Annotated in this window: 8 protein-coding genes; all 8 read left to right on the top strand. The window is 42.7% G+C overall.

All coding sequences use genetic code 11. The annotated features are described in order from the left end of the window. The first annotated feature begins 7 nt into the window (after nucleotides 1–7). The 8 genes from R3O62_RS22030 to R3O62_RS21995 all read left to right on the top strand — a co-directional run bounded on the left by R3O62_RS22030 (nucleotide 8) and on the right by R3O62_RS21995 (nucleotide 16,812). Complete coding sequence (locus tag R3O62_RS22030; protein ID WP_005821692.1) at nucleotides 8–1,894, top strand: RagB/SusD family nutrient uptake outer membrane protein; 1,887 nt, start codon at nucleotides 8–10, stop codon at nucleotides 1,892–1,894. A gap of 26 nt (nucleotides 1,895–1,920) precedes the next feature. Beyond that, on the top strand, nucleotides 1,921–3,243 hold the full coding sequence (locus R3O62_RS22025) for a BT_3987 domain-containing protein (RefSeq protein WP_044302074.1): 1,323 nt from the start codon (nucleotides 1,921–1,923) through the stop codon (nucleotides 3,241–3,243). A gap of 878 nt (nucleotides 3,244–4,121) precedes the next feature. Next, a complete protein-coding gene (locus tag R3O62_RS22020; protein ID WP_022011712.1) occupies nucleotides 4,122–7,337 on the top strand; it encodes a SusC/RagA family TonB-linked outer membrane protein in 3,216 nt (1,071 codons plus the stop codon). 22 nt (nucleotides 7,338–7,359) lie between these two features. Continuing rightward, on the top strand, nucleotides 7,360–9,201 hold the full coding sequence (locus R3O62_RS22015) for a RagB/SusD family nutrient uptake outer membrane protein (protein ID WP_269109911.1): 1,842 nt from the start codon (nucleotides 7,360–7,362) through the stop codon (nucleotides 9,199–9,201). Nucleotides 9,202–9,726: 525 nt separating this feature from the next. After that, the gene (locus R3O62_RS22010) at nucleotides 9,727–10,299 is read left to right on the top strand and encodes an RNA polymerase sigma-70 factor (protein ID WP_022011710.1); all 573 of its coding nucleotides are present in this window, start codon (nucleotides 9,727–9,729) and stop codon (nucleotides 10,297–10,299) included. Nucleotides 10,300–10,372: 73 nt separating this feature from the next. Continuing rightward, a complete protein-coding gene (locus tag R3O62_RS22005; RefSeq protein ID WP_005821685.1) occupies nucleotides 10,373–11,398 on the top strand; it encodes a FecR family protein in 1,026 nt (341 codons plus the stop codon). 161 nt (nucleotides 11,399–11,559) lie between these two features. Then, nucleotides 11,560–15,006, top strand: coding sequence for a TonB-dependent receptor (locus tag R3O62_RS22000; protein ID WP_317472513.1), 3,447 nt, complete (start codon nucleotides 11,560–11,562; stop codon nucleotides 15,004–15,006). 12 nt (nucleotides 15,007–15,018) lie between these two features. Next, a complete protein-coding gene (locus R3O62_RS21995) occupies nucleotides 15,019–16,812 on the top strand; it encodes a RagB/SusD family nutrient uptake outer membrane protein (RefSeq protein WP_032531990.1) in 1,794 nt (597 codons plus the stop codon). The last annotated feature ends 58 nt before the right edge of the window (nucleotides 16,813–16,870 follow it).

Here is a 16,870-nt window from a genome sequence, read left to right as displayed (position 1 = left end):
TAGAAAGATGAAAAAGCAAAATTCTATATATACTTTGCTGATAGCGCTATTGTGCTTTGTTAGTTCTTGCGACTATCTGGGAGTTTCCGAACAACTTGCGGGAGGTTTGCAGAATACCGAACAGGTATTTGATAACGTATCGTATACAAAAAGATGGTATGCCAATGTTTTTGCCGGTATCCCCGACTATTCGGGAATAAACAGCGTGAATGTGGGAGCTTTCAAGAATCCTTGGACGGGTATGTGTGATGAACTGGTCGTAGGATATGGAAACTCTTCCAAATACAATAATTCGGATAGAAATGCTTCCAACATGGGATTTCATCGTTATGGCGACTGCTACAAATACATCCGTCAGGCCAATATCTTTTTGCAGAAGGCCCATCCGATCGTGACTACAGGTACTCAGGGTGACCAGTTGCTGGAAGACGAGCTGACGCAGATGAAAGCCAACGTACGTTTTATGCGGGCATTTTATCATTATTTGTTGTTTGAACAGTACGGTCCGATCATTTTGGTGAAGGACAAGATATACGATGCAACTGAAGATCAGGACGTACCCCGGAACACGGTGGACGAAGTGGTAGCGTACATTGATTCCGAACTGACAGCAGTTGCTTCAGAATTGACTCAGGAGCCCATTTTTGAAGATAAGGATTATCGTGCCTGGCCGACCAAAGGAGTTGCTCTGGCCGTTCGTGCCAAGTTGTGGCTGTATGCTGCAAGTCCTCTTTTAAACGGAGGATACAGAGAAGCTTTGGCGGTGACGAATCCGGATGGTACCCGCCTGTTTCCCGATTATGATGCCGGTAAGTGGGAGAAAGCTCTTGCTGCTTGCAAAGACTTTATCGATTATGCCGAGGCCGGAAGATATGAATTGTATAAAGAATATAAAGACGACAACGGTGCTGTCATTGATCCGGACAAGTCTGTATATAATCTGTTTCAGAAATATACACACGAAATTATCTGGGCCACGGCAAATAATGATTGGGGAGGAATGAATGGCGATGCTTTTGATCGTCGTATCGCTCCGCGCTGTGAAAAAAATGGTTTGGGTTCCACCGGAGTTACGCAGGAATTGGTAGATGCTTTTTATATGAAAGACGGGCTTCCCATTTCGGCTACGGCTTATTTGCCGCAATCCACACTTTATCAGGAAGAGGGATACGGGACTTACAAAGATCAGAATGATAACTTCTCCAAGAAGTATACCAACGTGTCTGTCAGCAACCGTTACCTCAATCGTGAACCTCGTTTTTATAACACCGTTTTCTTCAATGGACGTCAATGGCCTGTGAGCTGTAATCAAGTGTTGTTTTACAATGGTGGAAACTCCGGTGTGCAAGAAGGACAGGCCACGCTGACCGGTTATATGCTTTTCAAACGTTTCAACCGTTCAGTCAGTTTGACCAATCCGGGGGTAGCCTCTCAGTTCCGTCCTTCTATTATATTCCGTTTGGCAGATTTTTATTTGATGTATGCCGAGGCAGCCAATGAAGTCAATCCTAACGATGTGAGAGTTTTGAAATACCTCAATCTCGTGCGTGAGCGTGCAGGATTGCCCGGTGTAGAGACCTTGAATCCTGCTATTCGTGGTAATCAGGAGTTGCAGCGGGCTGCTATTCAGCGCGAACGTCAGGTGGAACTGGCTACAGAAGGGCAACGTTATTTTGATGTAAGAAGATGGATGATTGCCGATAAAAACGGAGAAGGTCGTCAGAACGGTTATGTACATGGAATGAATGTGCGTGGCGAACCGAATGATATTGACGATTTCAATCGTGTAGTGGAAGCAAGTCAGATTGTATTTAACCGGAAAATGTATTTATATCCGATGCCTGACTCAGAAATGCGGAAGACTAAGAATCTGGTACAGAATCCGGGATGGTGATTTTGAACGAATAAAAAGACTAACTTATGAATAGATTTAATTATATAGCACTGTCAGCTTGCGTTGCACTGTCGGTAAGCAGTTGCGATGACAGTTTTGATGTAAGTTCCAAAGCCGATGGAGTTTTGGCTGTATCTCAGGAAGGATTCAACACATTGCAATCCTATAATGTAGGTGAAAAGTATACGGCAGATTTATGGATACAACAGGGAGGATTGAAATCAACCGCCAGTGTGGTGAGTTTCTCGGTGGACAAAGCTCTGCTCGATTCGATGAATGCTGCTGATGGAACTTCGTACGAACTTCTGCCCGCCGATTGTTATCAACTGACAAAAGGGACAGTCGATATTCCGGCAGACGAAAGACTGCTGAAAGGTGAACTTACTTACGATCCGGCTAAGATACAACAGCTTTCCGGATACGATCACTTGAAATATGTGTTGCCTTTGCGTGCCACATCCAACGGGATGCCTTTGGTTCCGGGACGTTCTGCTTTGTTGTTGGGATTTAAGGTCTCAGAACCGATTGTAACCATTATGAATGCCGGAGTCGAAGAAATCAATCTGGCAGACGTAAAAGAGTTGCCTGTACAGATCGGCGTTCCGTTTACCAATAAATGGGAAATAACCTGCCGTCTGGAAAACCGCCAGTCGGTGATAGATGCCTATAACACAGCCAACGGCACTTATTTCAGTATGCTTCCGTCCGATGCTTATGTAGCACCCGAGACCCCGGTTCTTCAGAACGGAGTAAATCAGGTAACAGCAACTTATAAACTGAAGGATGACATTTTGCCGGGAAATTATATGTTGCCCGTACAGATAGCAGAGGTAACTTCTGACGCCACTATACGGGCAGATAAGGATACTTATGCTGCTTATAGCATCATAAAAGAAGGAGATAAACTTTCTAAAACGGACTGGAAAATCGTGTCGTTCACTACCGAGGAACCTTCGGGTGAAGGTAGCAATAACGGACATGCCAAACACCTGATCGACGGAAACGCCGAGACCTTCTGGCATTCTCGCTGGCAAGGAGGTTCCGATCCTCTCCCCTACGAGATAATCATTGATATGAATCACCGCGTTAAGATAGCTCAAGTGGAACTCTTGCCACGTGGGCGGGGAAGTAATAATCCGATTAAAGTAGTACGTTTTGAAGCCAGTGAGGATGGAAACAACTGGGAGTCGATTGGTCAGTTTGGCTTCACCAATCAGGATGCCGCATTGAAATATTATGTAAAATCATCAACGGCACGCTATATCAAACTTGTCATTCCTGATGGGGTAGGCAACGGTACGGTGGCTGCTATCCGTGAGTTGGACGTAAGAGGTACGGTAATCAACTGATATAAATAAGTAATCATGCGAATCAATAGTTGGGAGAATTCATCCAATTATTGATTCGCATTCAAGAGAATAATAGCCTGATAAAGATAAAAAGAATGGGTAAAGATCTTGATGTGATGATATTAATATGCTGTCGGGTTGTTTTTATGCTACCAAAGATGTACCGTTGACGTTCTTTGATTAAGTAATTATTTTACAATACTTTTCTATAAAAATGTTATTGATATGCGGTTCTGTTTGGAAATAAATAAATTCAAAAGTACTTGAGAAAAGTTCCTGTAGAACTTGGAAAGTTTTATGCGCAATACATACAGATGCTACCTTTTAGATTATCAAGTTAACAGTTTTAAAAATACGTAATAAATGGTCCATTTTCGTGGCAAATATAGCAATAACTTTAATAAAACGCTTATTTAAGCATGTCTTTTTTTAAAATATCGTAATTGCAACTCTGAAAATTCTTCTTTATAAGATGGTTTTCTATACTATTTAATATCAATGATTTGATCTTTTCTCTCTCCATTATGTGTTTTTTCTTGTGATATATATCGAAGTATACAGAGGTGGAAAATAGGTATATCTCTTTCTCGTTTTAGACTACATTTTACAAATACTCCTTTTCGTTTACATCATTTACCTTTAAGTTCAGTTGTCTTTCTTCTTTCTTAAGTTCTACAGGAACTCTGATAAAATCAGGCGTTTTGCGTAAATCAATATCAGCATGGTTCAGTATAGATGACGTGTTAACCATATTTATTACGCCTATGAAAACATAAGAAAGACCGGATTTCAAACAGAACTATGCATCGATAGATGGATAGTATCACTTTTTCCTGAAAATTAATTTAAAACCTACACAACAAAAAAGATTTAAGCTTATGAAAAAACCTTTTATGCTAATATCAGTTTTGCCGATGACTGCTCATATTAGTAATGATGCTGATACTGCCGGTGATCGTACCGGGAGGATGCCAGAAGAATATGCGTTTAAGAATAAAGTATTGAGATTGATCTGCTTTATCCTGTTTTTATTGTCTTTCGGGCTGAATTCAGTCTTCGCCCAGGTTCATAATGCCACCGGACTTGTGGTGGATGAGAACGGTCAGCCTTTGATCGGAGTACAGATTAAACTGGAAGGGACTACTACAGGAGTTATTACTGACGTAAATGGTAACTTCTCGATAAGTGCCAAGAAAGGAGATATACTTCTTTTCTCGTATGTGGGCTACGAATCACAACGGATCACCTACAAAGGTGAAAAGATTCTGGCCATAAAGATGCTTCCCAATACCGAATTGCTGGATGAAGTAGTGGTTATTGGTTACGGTAAACAGAAAAAAAACAGTGTCGTAAGTTCTATTAATGCTATCGGACCTAAGGAACTGGCTGTATCGTCCAATAGAAATCTGACTAATACCCTGGCCGGACAAGTGCCGGGTTTGATTGCCGTTCAGCGTTCGGGTGAACCGGGATATGATAATTCCGAGTTCTGGATCAGAGGTGTAAGTTCCTTCAAAGGAGGTACAAATCCGTTAGTTTTGGTCGACGGTGTGCCCCGTAATATGCAGGATATAGAACCTGATGAAATCGAATCGTTTACTCTGCTGAAAGATGCCGCGGCAACTGCTGTGTATGGTGCCGAGGGTGCTAACGGAGTGATCTTGATCACATCTAAACGTGGTAATTCGCAGAAGCCCAAAATATCCCTTCGTGCCGAATCTACCTTGCTCACTCCGACTCGCCTGCCTGAATTTATGAATTCGGTAGAGACGCTGGAACTGTATAATGAAGCTTTGAACAATGAAGGAACAGCCAGTATACGTACAGCGGAAGAAATTGCCAAATACGGTCCGGGAGCCGATCGCGACCTTTATCCCGACACCGACTGGTTGAAGGAGATGCTGAGAGAGCATACCTATAATATGCGCTATACCCTCAATGTAAGAGGCGGATCCGAGCGTGCACGTTACTTTGTTTCCGGAGCCTTTTATCAGGAGAACGGTATTTTTAAAGAGGGCAAGAAAAACGAGTATGACAATAACATCGGGCTGAAACGTTATAATTTGCGTAGTAATATCGATTTCGACGCGACGAAAACAACATTGGTGAAAGTAGATATTAGCGGACAATACCTGCAAACGAATTATCCGGGTACAGGCACAAATACAATTTTCAATTCGATGTGTCGCACTCCCTCTTACCTGATGCCTGCTGAATACTCGGACGGAACGATTGCCGGACATCCGCGTCCTTCGGGTAACCGCGTGAATCCATATAACTTATTAGTAAATTCCGGATATGCCAAAGAGTGGAGAACGTCTATCCAGTCGAAACTGGAAGTAAACCAGAAGTTGGACTTTATCACCAAGGGGCTGAATTGGAAAGGTCTGATCAGTTTTGATGCTGATATGAAATATACGGCAAAACGAACCAAGACACCTACTCAGTATCTGGCAACCGGACGTGATGAAAACGGGGCACTGCAATTTAAGAAAGTTGTGGAGGGCAGCGACGTATTGACCGAGAAACTGGAAAACTCTTCGAATAAAAAAATCTATTTCGAAACTTCGTTTAACTACAATCGGACTTTTGCGCAGAAGCATGATGTGACCGCTATGGTTCTTTATATGCAAAAAGAGACCCAATATCACGACAATGCTTTGCCTTACAGAAAGCAGGGTCTTGTGGGACGTGCCACTTACGGTTATGACGGACGTTATTTCGTAGAGGGCAACTTCGGTTATACAGGTTCCGAGACCTTTGCAAAAGGATTTCGTTTCGGCTTTTTTCCGGCAATGGGATTGGCATGGTATGTCAGCAACGAACCTTATTATCCGGAGGCGTTGAAGAAGGTAGTCAACAAGTTGAAATTCAGGTTTTCTATCGGACGTACGGGAAATGATGACACCGGTGGTGACCGTTTCTTGTACCGTGGTACGATGAAACAGGATAATGGAGGGTATAATCTCGGCTTCAGTGATACGGGAGGCATGGGCGGTATCGGTAATGGAATTACCGAGGCCCGGTTTGAGGCTCCCTATCTTTCATGGGAAATTGAGGAAAAGACGAATTACGGTATTGATCTCGGCTTATTCGACAACCGCATCGATTTGCAGGTAGACTATTTCAACAATAAGCGTAAGAGCATTTTATTGCAACGCAACACGGTGTCCAACGTAACCGGTTTCCAACAGATGCCTTGGCAGAACTTTGGTATTGTGAAGAATCATGGAGTAGATGCCAGCCTCACCCTTAACCAAAAAATAGGGCAAGTCAACCTGAGTGCACGCGGAAACTTCACGTTTGCCCGTAATGAAATTATCGAATACGATCAGGTGCCGCAGGTGTATCCCTGGCTGGAAAAGAAAGGTACCCGTCTCAACTCGAACAAGCTCTATATCGCCGACGGTTTGTATACCTATGATGACTTTATCATCAACGGTGAAGGGCTCAACCGCACTTATGAATTAAAACCCGGAGTTGTTTCCGGTCTTTCGAGCGGCGTTCGTCCGGGTGATATCAAATACAAAGACCTGAACGGTGACGGCAAAATTGACAGCAATGACCAAATGGAAGATGTAGGAAATCCCACTGTTCCCGAAATTGTCTATGGTTTCGGATTTAATGCCGAATGGAAAGGTTTTTATGCCGGTATCTTTTTTCAGGGAGCCGGTAATACGTCAACTGTATTGGGAACCGGAGCTGATGCGACCTTCTTTCCTTTCCAGTGGGGAATCGAAGAATCTGCGGTGCGTTCGGTGGTAGCCGATCGTTGGACAGAACAGAATCCAAGTCAGAATGTGATGTTTCCCCGTATGCATAGTAATAACTTCCAGAACAATACGGCAGCCAGTACGTGGTGGCTGCGTGACGCCGGTTTCCTGAGGCTGAAAAATATCGAATTAGGTTATAATTTCGATAAGAAGTTATTGAAGAAGTTGAATATAGAAGCATTGCGCTTTTATATACAGGGAAACAATCTGTATGTATGGGATCGTATCAAGATGTGGGATCCCGAGCAGGGAAACAACAATGGAGGTTTCCCTTATCCGCTGAACCGTACGTTTACTTTTGGTCTTGACTTTACATTCTAACTAAATTAATAATAGTATATATATGAAAGTATTTAAAAAATTACCGACCTTTATACTGGCACTTGGATTGAGTGCGGCTCTCCTTTCCGGCTGTAAAGATTATCTAAATGTATCAGATGATCTGGCTGCCGAAATGACTATGGAAGAAGTATTTAATAACACAAGTTACGCACGCAGGTTTCATCGCTACATCTATACCGGTATCCCCGATATGTCGAACATCATCATAACGGATGCCTATGCCAGCCTGACCGGTTTGGATAATCCCTGGCCGGCTGTTTCAGACGAATTGAAGTCAGCACAGAACAATGTGAAAACGATTCCAACGATAGGCTATCATGCCGGATCGGCCGATTTGTCACGTTGGAGCCTTTACAAGCAAATCCGGCAGGCAAACGAATTCATCGTATACGCCCATGTCATTCCGCAGAACGGAGATGTAGCCGACTTCATTGATGAAAAAGAACTGGCTCTTCTGAAGAACGAAGCACGTTTTTTACGTGCTTATTATCATTATCTGTTGTTCGAGTTATATGGTCCTATTCCTATTATGACCGAAATAGCCGATCCTTCGGCCGCTGACTTGGATTATTACAGAAATTCGGTAGATGAAGTAGTTGCCTTTATTGATAAAGAACTTAATGAATGCTACGACTTGCTACCGGAGAAAGAACTGAATCCGGACGGTACTATTAACAATGAACGTGCGGCGGCACCGACCAAAGGGGCAGCGTTGGCCATTTTGGCCAAATTGCATGTGTATGCGGCAAGTCCGTTGTTCAATGGTGGTTATCCCGAAGCTGTTGCTTTGAAGGATAGTCAGGACAAACAACTCTTTCTGGCAAAGGATGACACGAAATGGAAAACTGCTCTGGACGCTCTGCAACGCTTTATTGATTATTCAAAAGGGCGCTACTCTTTATACCAGGTGATGAAGGACGGTGAGATTGATCCGGCAGAATCGCTTTATCAGTTGTTTCAGGTAAGCGTTAACAATTCGGAGGCGGTTTGGCAAAGCAGTAAGAACTCCTGGGGCGGAGTAAACGGTGAAGGCCGTGAACGCAGATGTACTCCGCGTGCTATTTTCAGTGGATTCGGTTGTGTCGGAGTTCTTCAGGAAGCTATTGATGACTTCTTGATGAGTGATGGTAAAAGCATTGAAGAATCGGGTTTGTATAAAGAAGAGGGCATCGGTGAAGACGGTATACCCAATATGTATAAGAACCGTGAACCGCGTTTTTACCAAGATATTACCTATTCTGGCAAAGTATGGCAAAAGACTGATAAGAAAATTTATTTTTATAAAGGAACGCCGGATGACAATTCGAAGGGAGATATGAGTTATTCGGGATATTTACTTTATAAAGGTATGAACCGTGATTTGCTGAATCAGGGCAACAATCCGAAATCCAAATATCGTGCAAGTATGTTGTTCCGTCTGGCCGATTTTTATTTGTTGTATGCAGAGGCCCTGAATCATGTGAATCCGGGTGATGCGCGTATCATCCAGTATGTGGACAGCATTCGTTATAGAGCCGGTATTCCCTTACTGAAAGACATTAAACCGGAAATTATCGGCAACCGGGAGTTGCAGGAGAAAGCCATACGTCACGAGCGCCGCATTGAATTGTTTGCCGAAGGACAGCGTTATTTTGATGTACGTCGTTGGATGTGTGCCGAAGAAGAAGGGTATAAACAAGGCGGCCCTGTTCATGGTATGGATATGAATGCCACCGATCTTGAGGGATTTATGAAACGCACTGCTTTTGAGACCCGTATTTTTGAGAAGCGTATGTATTTGTACCCCATTCCGTTGGCAGAGATACAAAAGTCGAAGAAATTGGTACAAAACCCCGGCTGGTAAGGAAACACACGTACAATAGGTATCCGATATAAATAGAACCGGGTTGTAGACAGATAGACTTCACATCTGTTTACAGCCCGGTTTCTCGTAATGCGTAATCCCGGTATATCAATTATTAGGTAATTGCATCGTTGCCTGACGAACTTAAGAAGAGAACTTCCATAAGTACCCGTATAAAGTGGTTCCGGTGCCCGAAAGAAATGTTTTTATTCATATCATTTACTTCATCTTGCGCCGAAAGATGTGCATCTTGGCCGTCAAGATATAGATCTTAGCGCCCAAGATGTACATCTTAGCTGCTAAGATGAAGAAGATTTGCTGTTAAGGATAAGTTTATTCCCGTTACTTTACTATTTTATATAGAAGTAAATCACATGAAGTAATTTGTTTTGGGCATTAAAGGAATTATCGGCTTGCAGGTTCATTCGCGGGTTAAAATTGGTACTGAAACGGATTCTTAAAATTTTGAGATTATTATTATTATTTGTTACTTTGCCAGTGTCTTTTTATTAACTAATACTTTAAATGAAGAAAAACGCAATGTATTCGAACCTTGAGTCGGTAGAGCAACTGTTTCGGCAATATTATAAAGTGTTGCGGGTGTATGCGTTTCGCTTTGTGAATGATTGGGATGTTGCAGAAGACATCGTTCAGGATGTTTTTGTTGCTTTATGGAATAAGCGTACAGATATTGAATTCGATGGAGCAGTAAAGGCCTATCTTTTTAAGGCCGTCTATAATAAATCTCTCAACTTTCTCACCAGCAAGAAATATACTGAAGAAGAGTCCATGGAATGTTTTTCAGATCAGATCGATGCGTTGCAGATTCAGGAAGATAATCAGGAGAACTCATTATTCATGAAGGAACTTCGGGGTGAAATCGAAGCTTTTGTCGAAACACTGCCTGTACAGGTAAAGAAGGTATTTATACTAAGCAGAAGCTACGGCCTGAAGGTAAAGGAGATTGCCGTTCAGCTCGATCTGTCACCCAAGACTGTAGAAAAGTATTTGACCCGTGCTCTGTTGGAGTTGCGTACTCATCTTAAAAATAAAGGTTTAATGAGCCTTTTATTCCTACTCTGTCTCTGCTCAAAATAATATTTTAAAAAAAAGTATGTTTTGGAGGAGGGGTTTTTAAATTTCACTTGTATTACTTATAGAGGAGCTAAAAATGAAGAATGAAATAGGAGACATAAACGAAGTGATTATACGTTTTCTGGATGGTACAGCTACCTGTGAAGAGAAAGTTTTTCTTTTGAACTGGCTGAAACAATCGGAAAAGAACCGGAACGAGTTTTCCGAAGTTCGTGATTTATGGCTTTTAGGCAATACGCTGGCTACTGATGATGTTGAAACGGAAGTGGCGCTCGACCGGTTTAGGTCACGGATACAAATACCGGAATCCGGTTCCCGTAAAAGCAGATTTGTTTTTCCGGAACATTTCAGTCTGTTCCTGCGGGTGGCAGCCGTCTTTCTGATACTGTTTGCTGTCGGTTCTGCTTCTTATTATTGGGGTAGCAGTTCGGTTCCGGGGCAGAAGGAAGTCATGAACCGTTTGCTGACTGCCAATGGAAGTAAAGGCCGTTTTGTATTACCGGATAGTACGGTTGTATGGCTCAATTCAAATAGTTTGTTGGAGTATCCGGAAACGTTCAGTGCATCAGCCCGTGAAGTCAGTTTGTCCGGTGAAGCTTATTTTGAAGTGCGGAGAAATGAGAAACTTCCATTCCGGGTGCAAGCCGGAGAAATGAAAGTGGAAGTGTTGGGCACCCGCTTTATTGTCGACAATTATCAGCGGAAATCCGGAGTCGAGGCAGTATTGGTAGAAGGTAGTGTGAAGATTGCCGGTTGCAAGATGAACCATTCGGTGGTACTGACTCCGGGGCAGTTGATAAATTATGATAAGAAGAGTGAGCGGACCAAGGTACAGATGGTCAATACGGATGATTATATCAGTTGGATTCAAAATGAACTGACTTTTGATAATGATAAGTTGGCTGATATTATTATTAATTTAAATAAGTGGTATGGGGTGGATATTGAATGTCCGTCAGAGTTTGCTGAAAAAGTATTTATGTCGTTCTCTGTCAGGAATGGAGAGAATCTGGATGAAATTCTGAAAGCGATGACTTTGGTTGCTCCAATAAGATATTACTGGGAGAATGGTATCTTACATATTCTTCCCAGAAAGCGATAGGCAACACAAGTATTAACCTTAAAAATTGAATGAAAATATGTAGAGACACACAACCAGACAAAAAAATAGGTAAATGTTGCAGCACTTACCTATCTCAGATTTCTTTTAATCACGTCTCTTGCAGGAGACGCAATTATTTACTTTAAATCTTTTACAAAGATATGAATAAATTTAAATGGAGGAGCTTTTTGAGCTTTTTCTTAACAGAAAGAAACATTCGTTTAGCAAGACTTATGTCTTTTATTATGTTCCTGTTTGTTTTTCAGGGAGTTTATGCTCAGCAGACACGTATTAATCTCCATGTGAAACAAGTTCCCCTGAAGCAGGTTCTTAAATCGATTGAATCGAAGAGTGAGTACACTTTCTTCTACAATGATGCGGAAATTGACATGAACCGTAAAGTAACGGTTCAGGCCGATAATGAACGTATTGATGTAATTTTATCCCAAATTCTGCCGGACTGCAAATGCGTAGTGGAGAATAGAAAGATTATTCTGATTCCCGGTGCGGAGAAACAAAATGTCCGGAATGACCACGTTGCAAAAATGAAAGAGATAACCGGTACCGTTACAGACGCAAGAGGCGAAACCTTGATCGGGGTAAATGTAACGATATTGGGAACAACTACCGGTGTCATAACCAATATCGACGGCAAATACTCATTGAAAGTTCCGGTAGGCAAGTCGCTTCAGTATTCGTATGTCGGCTATATCACCCAGACGGTGAAGGTAGGCGATAAAACAGTGATGGACATTGTAATGCAGGAAAACAGTAAAGCATTGGACGAAGTTGTGGTAGTGGGATATGCTGTCCAGAAGAAAGTCAACCTTTCGGGTTCGGTAGCGACCGTATCTACTAAAACAATCGAAGACCGTCCGGTACTGAACATGGGGCAGGCTTTGCAAGGTGCCGTTGCCAACCTTAATGTATCTGTCGGTGATGGTGAGGCAGATGACTCCCCTTCCTATAATATTCGTGGTACTACTTCTCTGAATGGAGGTTCTCCGTTGGTAGTCATTGACGGGGTTGTTTCCACCAGTGATCAGTTGAATCGCATGAATCCTGTTGATATAGCCAATATTTCTGTACTGAAAGATGCCGCATCCTCTGCTATATATGGGTCGCGTGCTGCGTTCGGTGTTATTTTGGTTACAACTAAAAATGGCAGCAATGAAAAACTTACTGTTAACTATAACAACAATTTTGTATTGCGTACCAACACTCGTATGCCGGAAATTATAACAGACCCTTATCTGGTGGCAACTACGAGAAATACAATGGCATATCCGTGGTATAACCTTTATAACGAGGAACAACTGGCCTATGCGAAAAAATGTTCCGAAGATCCTTCCACTTCTCCCTACTTCCTGAATCCGGATGGTTCTTATACTTATTTTGGACGTACAAACTGGGTGGACGAGGCTTACAATGATGTAGGTTTCTCTACGATCCATAATATTGATATTTCCGGTAAAACAGACCGTATCTCTTATTACTTTTCGGGAGGATACAATTGTCAGAACGGTATGTTAAGATATGGAAACGACATTTATAACCGGTATAACCTGCGTACCAAGTTACAGTTTAAACTGACGGATTGGTGGAGTCTGAGCAGTAATGTGAGCCTGACCACTTCCGATTATGACTATGCGAATGCCATGACCAACACCTATAAACAGATGTACCGTAAAAATCCGATGGATATGGTTAAGAATCCTGATGGAACCTGGACAGATGCCAGTGTAGGTACATTGGGGGCATTGGCCGAAGGCGGACGTGCTACAGACTGGAAAACAAATACAAATATCAATCTGTCTACTAAGATGGATATAGTCAAAGATGTCTTTTGGGTACAAGGAACTTTTGCTTTTGCAAATACCAAGACCAGAAGTAACTGGTATAACCTGCCTGTCACTTATCGCAATGGACCCGAATTGCCTGTCCTGACGTTTAATCCTATTTCTACCGTATCGGATGCTTCGAGCAGTAATTCCGATACAAAGCACATCTTGTTTGATGTTTATGGTACTTTCCAGAAAACATTTGCGAAGAAACACGCCATTACTGCAGTTGCAGGTTTCAATCAGGAAGAGTATAAATATGATTATGTGAAAGCGAATCGTAAAGAGCTGATTTCAAGTTCACTTCCCACCATTAACCTGGCCACGGGAGATATGAATATGTCTCAAAGCATAACGACTTGGGCTTTAAGAGGTGCATTCGCGCGTTTGGGCTATATCTACGACGATAAATATATCTTCGAATTTAACGGACGTTATGACGGTACTTCGCGTTTCCCGAAGAATGACCGTTTTGTATTTAATCCTTCCGTATCATTGGGCTGGGTCATCTCGCGTGAAAAGTTCTTTGAGCCTTTGAGTGATGTGGTTAGTTTCTTGAAGTTGAGAGGTTCTTATGGTAGTCTGGGAAATCAGGATGTGGATGCGTATGCATATCTTGCCACGATGGGATCGGGAAAAATCAGTCAGATCCTGGAGAAACAACAGCCGGTATATGTGGGAGCTCCCGGATTGGTAGCCGGTAACCTGACCTGGGAAAAGGTAACTACCACCAATATTGCTTTAGACGCTAATTTTTTCAATAACCGTTTAAGCATAACGGGTGAAGTATATGTGCGCCGAACAAAAGATATGTTGACGGCAGGAGTGACACTGCCAAGTGTTCTGGGAACGGATGTCCCCAAGCAAAATGCAGCCGACTTGAAGACGGAGGGCTGGGAATTGACCGTAGGTTGGAAAGATCAGTTCAAATTGGCCGGAAAACCATTTTATTATGATGTGAACTTTAATCTGGCAGATAGCCGTGCCTATATTACGAAGTACGAAAATCCGAAAGGATTGTTGGGTGATTACTATGTAGGAAAAGAGATTGGTGAGATATGGGGTGTAGAGACTTTAGGCTTTTTCACTTCCGAGGAAGATATAAAGAATCATGCAGACCAGTCATGGTGTACTTCCTATCCGGGTACCCGTCCGCTGGCTCCCGGTGATCTGAAATTTAAAGATGAAAATAAAGACGGTAAAATAACCGATGGAGCATGGACACTGGAAGACCATGGTGATTATAAAGTCATTGGTAACAGCCGTGCACGCTATACATTTGGTCTATCGGCCAATGCACAGTGGAATGGATTCGATCTTAGCCTGTTTGCCCAGGGGGTAGGTAAGAAAGATTATTATCCGGGCACAGGCGACCTTTATTTCTGGGGTATTTATGCACAGCCCTGGACTAATATTACCGTGGGTAATATGTACGACCATTGGACAGAGGAAAATCCGGACGCGTATTTCCCGCGTATGAAAGCTTATGTGGCGGAAAATACAGACAGGGAGTGTGGAGTTGTTCAGACCAGATACCTGCAAAATGCAGCTTATGTCCGTTTGAAAAACCTCACCGTAGGTTATACTCTTCCTAAAGTACTGTTGAATAAGATAGGAATTGAACGTTTGCGTATTTTCTTTTCCGGTGATAATCTGTGTGAGTTTTCAGGCTTATACAAACATTATAAGGTAGATCCGGAAAGTTTAGGTAATATTGTTTATCCTCTTCAGCGTTCTTATTCATTTGGTTTAAATCTCACATTCTAATTAAGATAAGTTATGTGTTCAAAAATAAAACATATATTACTGACTGCGTGCTGTCTGACAGGCGCAGCTCTGATGACAAGTTGTAATGACGGATTCATGGATCGTTTTCCTGAGACCAGTATCACGGAGAAGGTCTTTTTCTCTTCTCCCGCCGATTTGGAGACCTATACCAATGGCATGTACGGCTATATTGGTGCAAGTTACTCGGATACGCCTTCTGACAATATGCTGTATCCGGAAGATACTGATATTTATAAGATGATGCGTGGTGAATATAGACCCGATAACATAGGTAAATGGAGTTGGAAGAACATTCGTACGGTCAATTTTATGTTGGCAAGGACAGACCGTGTGGAGGGCGACCGTGGTGAGATTAATCACTACATCGGGCTGGCGCGCATGTTTCGTGCATTAATCTATTATTCAAAGGTGAAAGACTATTCGGATGTGCCATGGTATAGCCATGACCTGCAAACGACGGACACCGAGTTACTATATAAGTCACAGGATCCTCGTTCCCTGGTCGTAGATTCCATAATGGCCGATCTTGATTTTGCCGTGACCCACATGAAAACAAACAATAGTACGACCCGTATTTACCGGAATGCTGCTTTGGCTATACAGGCGCGGATTGCTTTGCATGAAGGGACATTCCGTAAATATCATCCCGAGTTGAAACTGAATGATGGCGATCGGTTCCTGAAAATAGCGGTAGAGGCCTGCCGGAAGATTATGGACACAAAACATTACAGCCTGTCGACTTCCAAAGAGAGTGGACTGCCTGCCTATCAGTCACTTTTCTGTAGTGCGGATCTTACGCAAAACCCGGAAATGATTCTGGTGGCTGATTACGATAAGGCATTAGGACGCCTGCACAATGCTCAGGCTCAGTTTGACTATAATACGGGACTTTCCCGTAGTCTGATGGAAGATTATTTAGTCGTTGAGGACGGACAAACCAAATATTTTCATGAAGTGGAAGGTTACCGGACCAAGACGGTACTGGAGATCTTTGAGAATCGGGACCCTCGTCTGGAGCAGACTTTTATGAAACCGGGTGTCCTGAACGTGGGTACTACCGAGCCTCACCGGGCTAAACTGAATCTGGGTGGATATCCACAGATCAAATTCCGTCCGTTGACATTCGATCAGATGGATTGGGGAAAATCTTATACTGATTTACCTATTATCCGTTACGCTGAAATTTTGCTGATATATGCTGAGGCAAAGGCCGAATTGGGTACGCTTACACAAGATGACATCAATAATACAATCAATCTGATCAGGCAGCGTGCCGGTATGCCGGATGCTTCGTTGGACGACTGGCTGGCTAATATTGATCCGGTACAGGAAGAACGTTATTCCAATGTACAGTCTTCACAAAAAGGTGCTGTGCTGGAAGTACGCCGTGAACGCAGAATCGAATTGGCATGCGAAGGGTTCAGATATGGTGATTTAATGCGTTGGGGATGTGGAAAGTTGTTTGAGGCTGCTCCGGAAGGGGCGTATATTCCGGGAATGGGCTATTATGATGTAACAGGTGATGGTACACCGGACATTGCAGTAGTGGAAAAGAAAGCGGATGTAGATAAGATACCTGAGGAGGACAAGCAAAAGTATAAATTGACGGTTTATGCTTTGGAAGGTAATACGATTGGGCTCACCGAAGGGACAAAAGGCTATATCTACCTGATAGCGCAACATGGTAAGTATACTTTTGTATCTCCGAAATATTATTATTATCCGGTTGCTACCAAAGATATTACTGTTAACGAAAACCTCTATCAGAATCCATTCTGGGAATAGGTTTATCATATCGAAAACAGAAAGGCTGCTCCGGCAGTAGCGGGAGAAGCCTGCTGTT

Source organism: Bacteroides hominis, from assembly GCF_033042785.2.
In the GTDB taxonomy this organism is placed as follows: Bacteria; Bacteroidota; Bacteroidia; order Bacteroidales; family Bacteroidaceae; genus Bacteroides; species Bacteroides hominis.
This window is presented reverse-complemented; position numbering and strand designations above follow the sequence as displayed.

Bases quoted from the DNA above. Each gene is read 5' to 3' on its own strand.
- R3O62_RS22000 (WP_317472513.1), top strand. From the start codon at position 11,560: ATGAATAAATTTAAATGGAGGAGCTTTTTGAGCTTTTTCTTAACAGAA.
- R3O62_RS21995 (WP_032531990.1), top strand. From the start codon at position 15,019: ATGTGTTCAAAAATAAAACATATATTACTGACTGCGTGCTGTCTGACA.
- R3O62_RS22010 (WP_022011710.1), top strand. From the start codon at position 9,727: ATGAAGAAAAACGCAATGTATTCGAACCTTGAGTCGGTAGAGCAACTG.
- R3O62_RS22005 (WP_005821685.1), top strand. From the start codon at position 10,373: ATGAAGAATGAAATAGGAGACATAAACGAAGTGATTATACGTTTTCTG.
- R3O62_RS22015 (WP_269109911.1), top strand. From the start codon at position 7,360: ATGAAAGTATTTAAAAAATTACCGACCTTTATACTGGCACTTGGATTG.
- R3O62_RS22025 (WP_044302074.1), top strand. From the start codon at position 1,921: ATGAATAGATTTAATTATATAGCACTGTCAGCTTGCGTTGCACTGTCG.
- R3O62_RS22020 (WP_022011712.1), top strand. From the start codon at position 4,122: ATGAAAAAACCTTTTATGCTAATATCAGTTTTGCCGATGACTGCTCAT.
- R3O62_RS22030 (WP_005821692.1), top strand. From the start codon at position 8: ATGAAAAAGCAAAATTCTATATATACTTTGCTGATAGCGCTATTGTGC.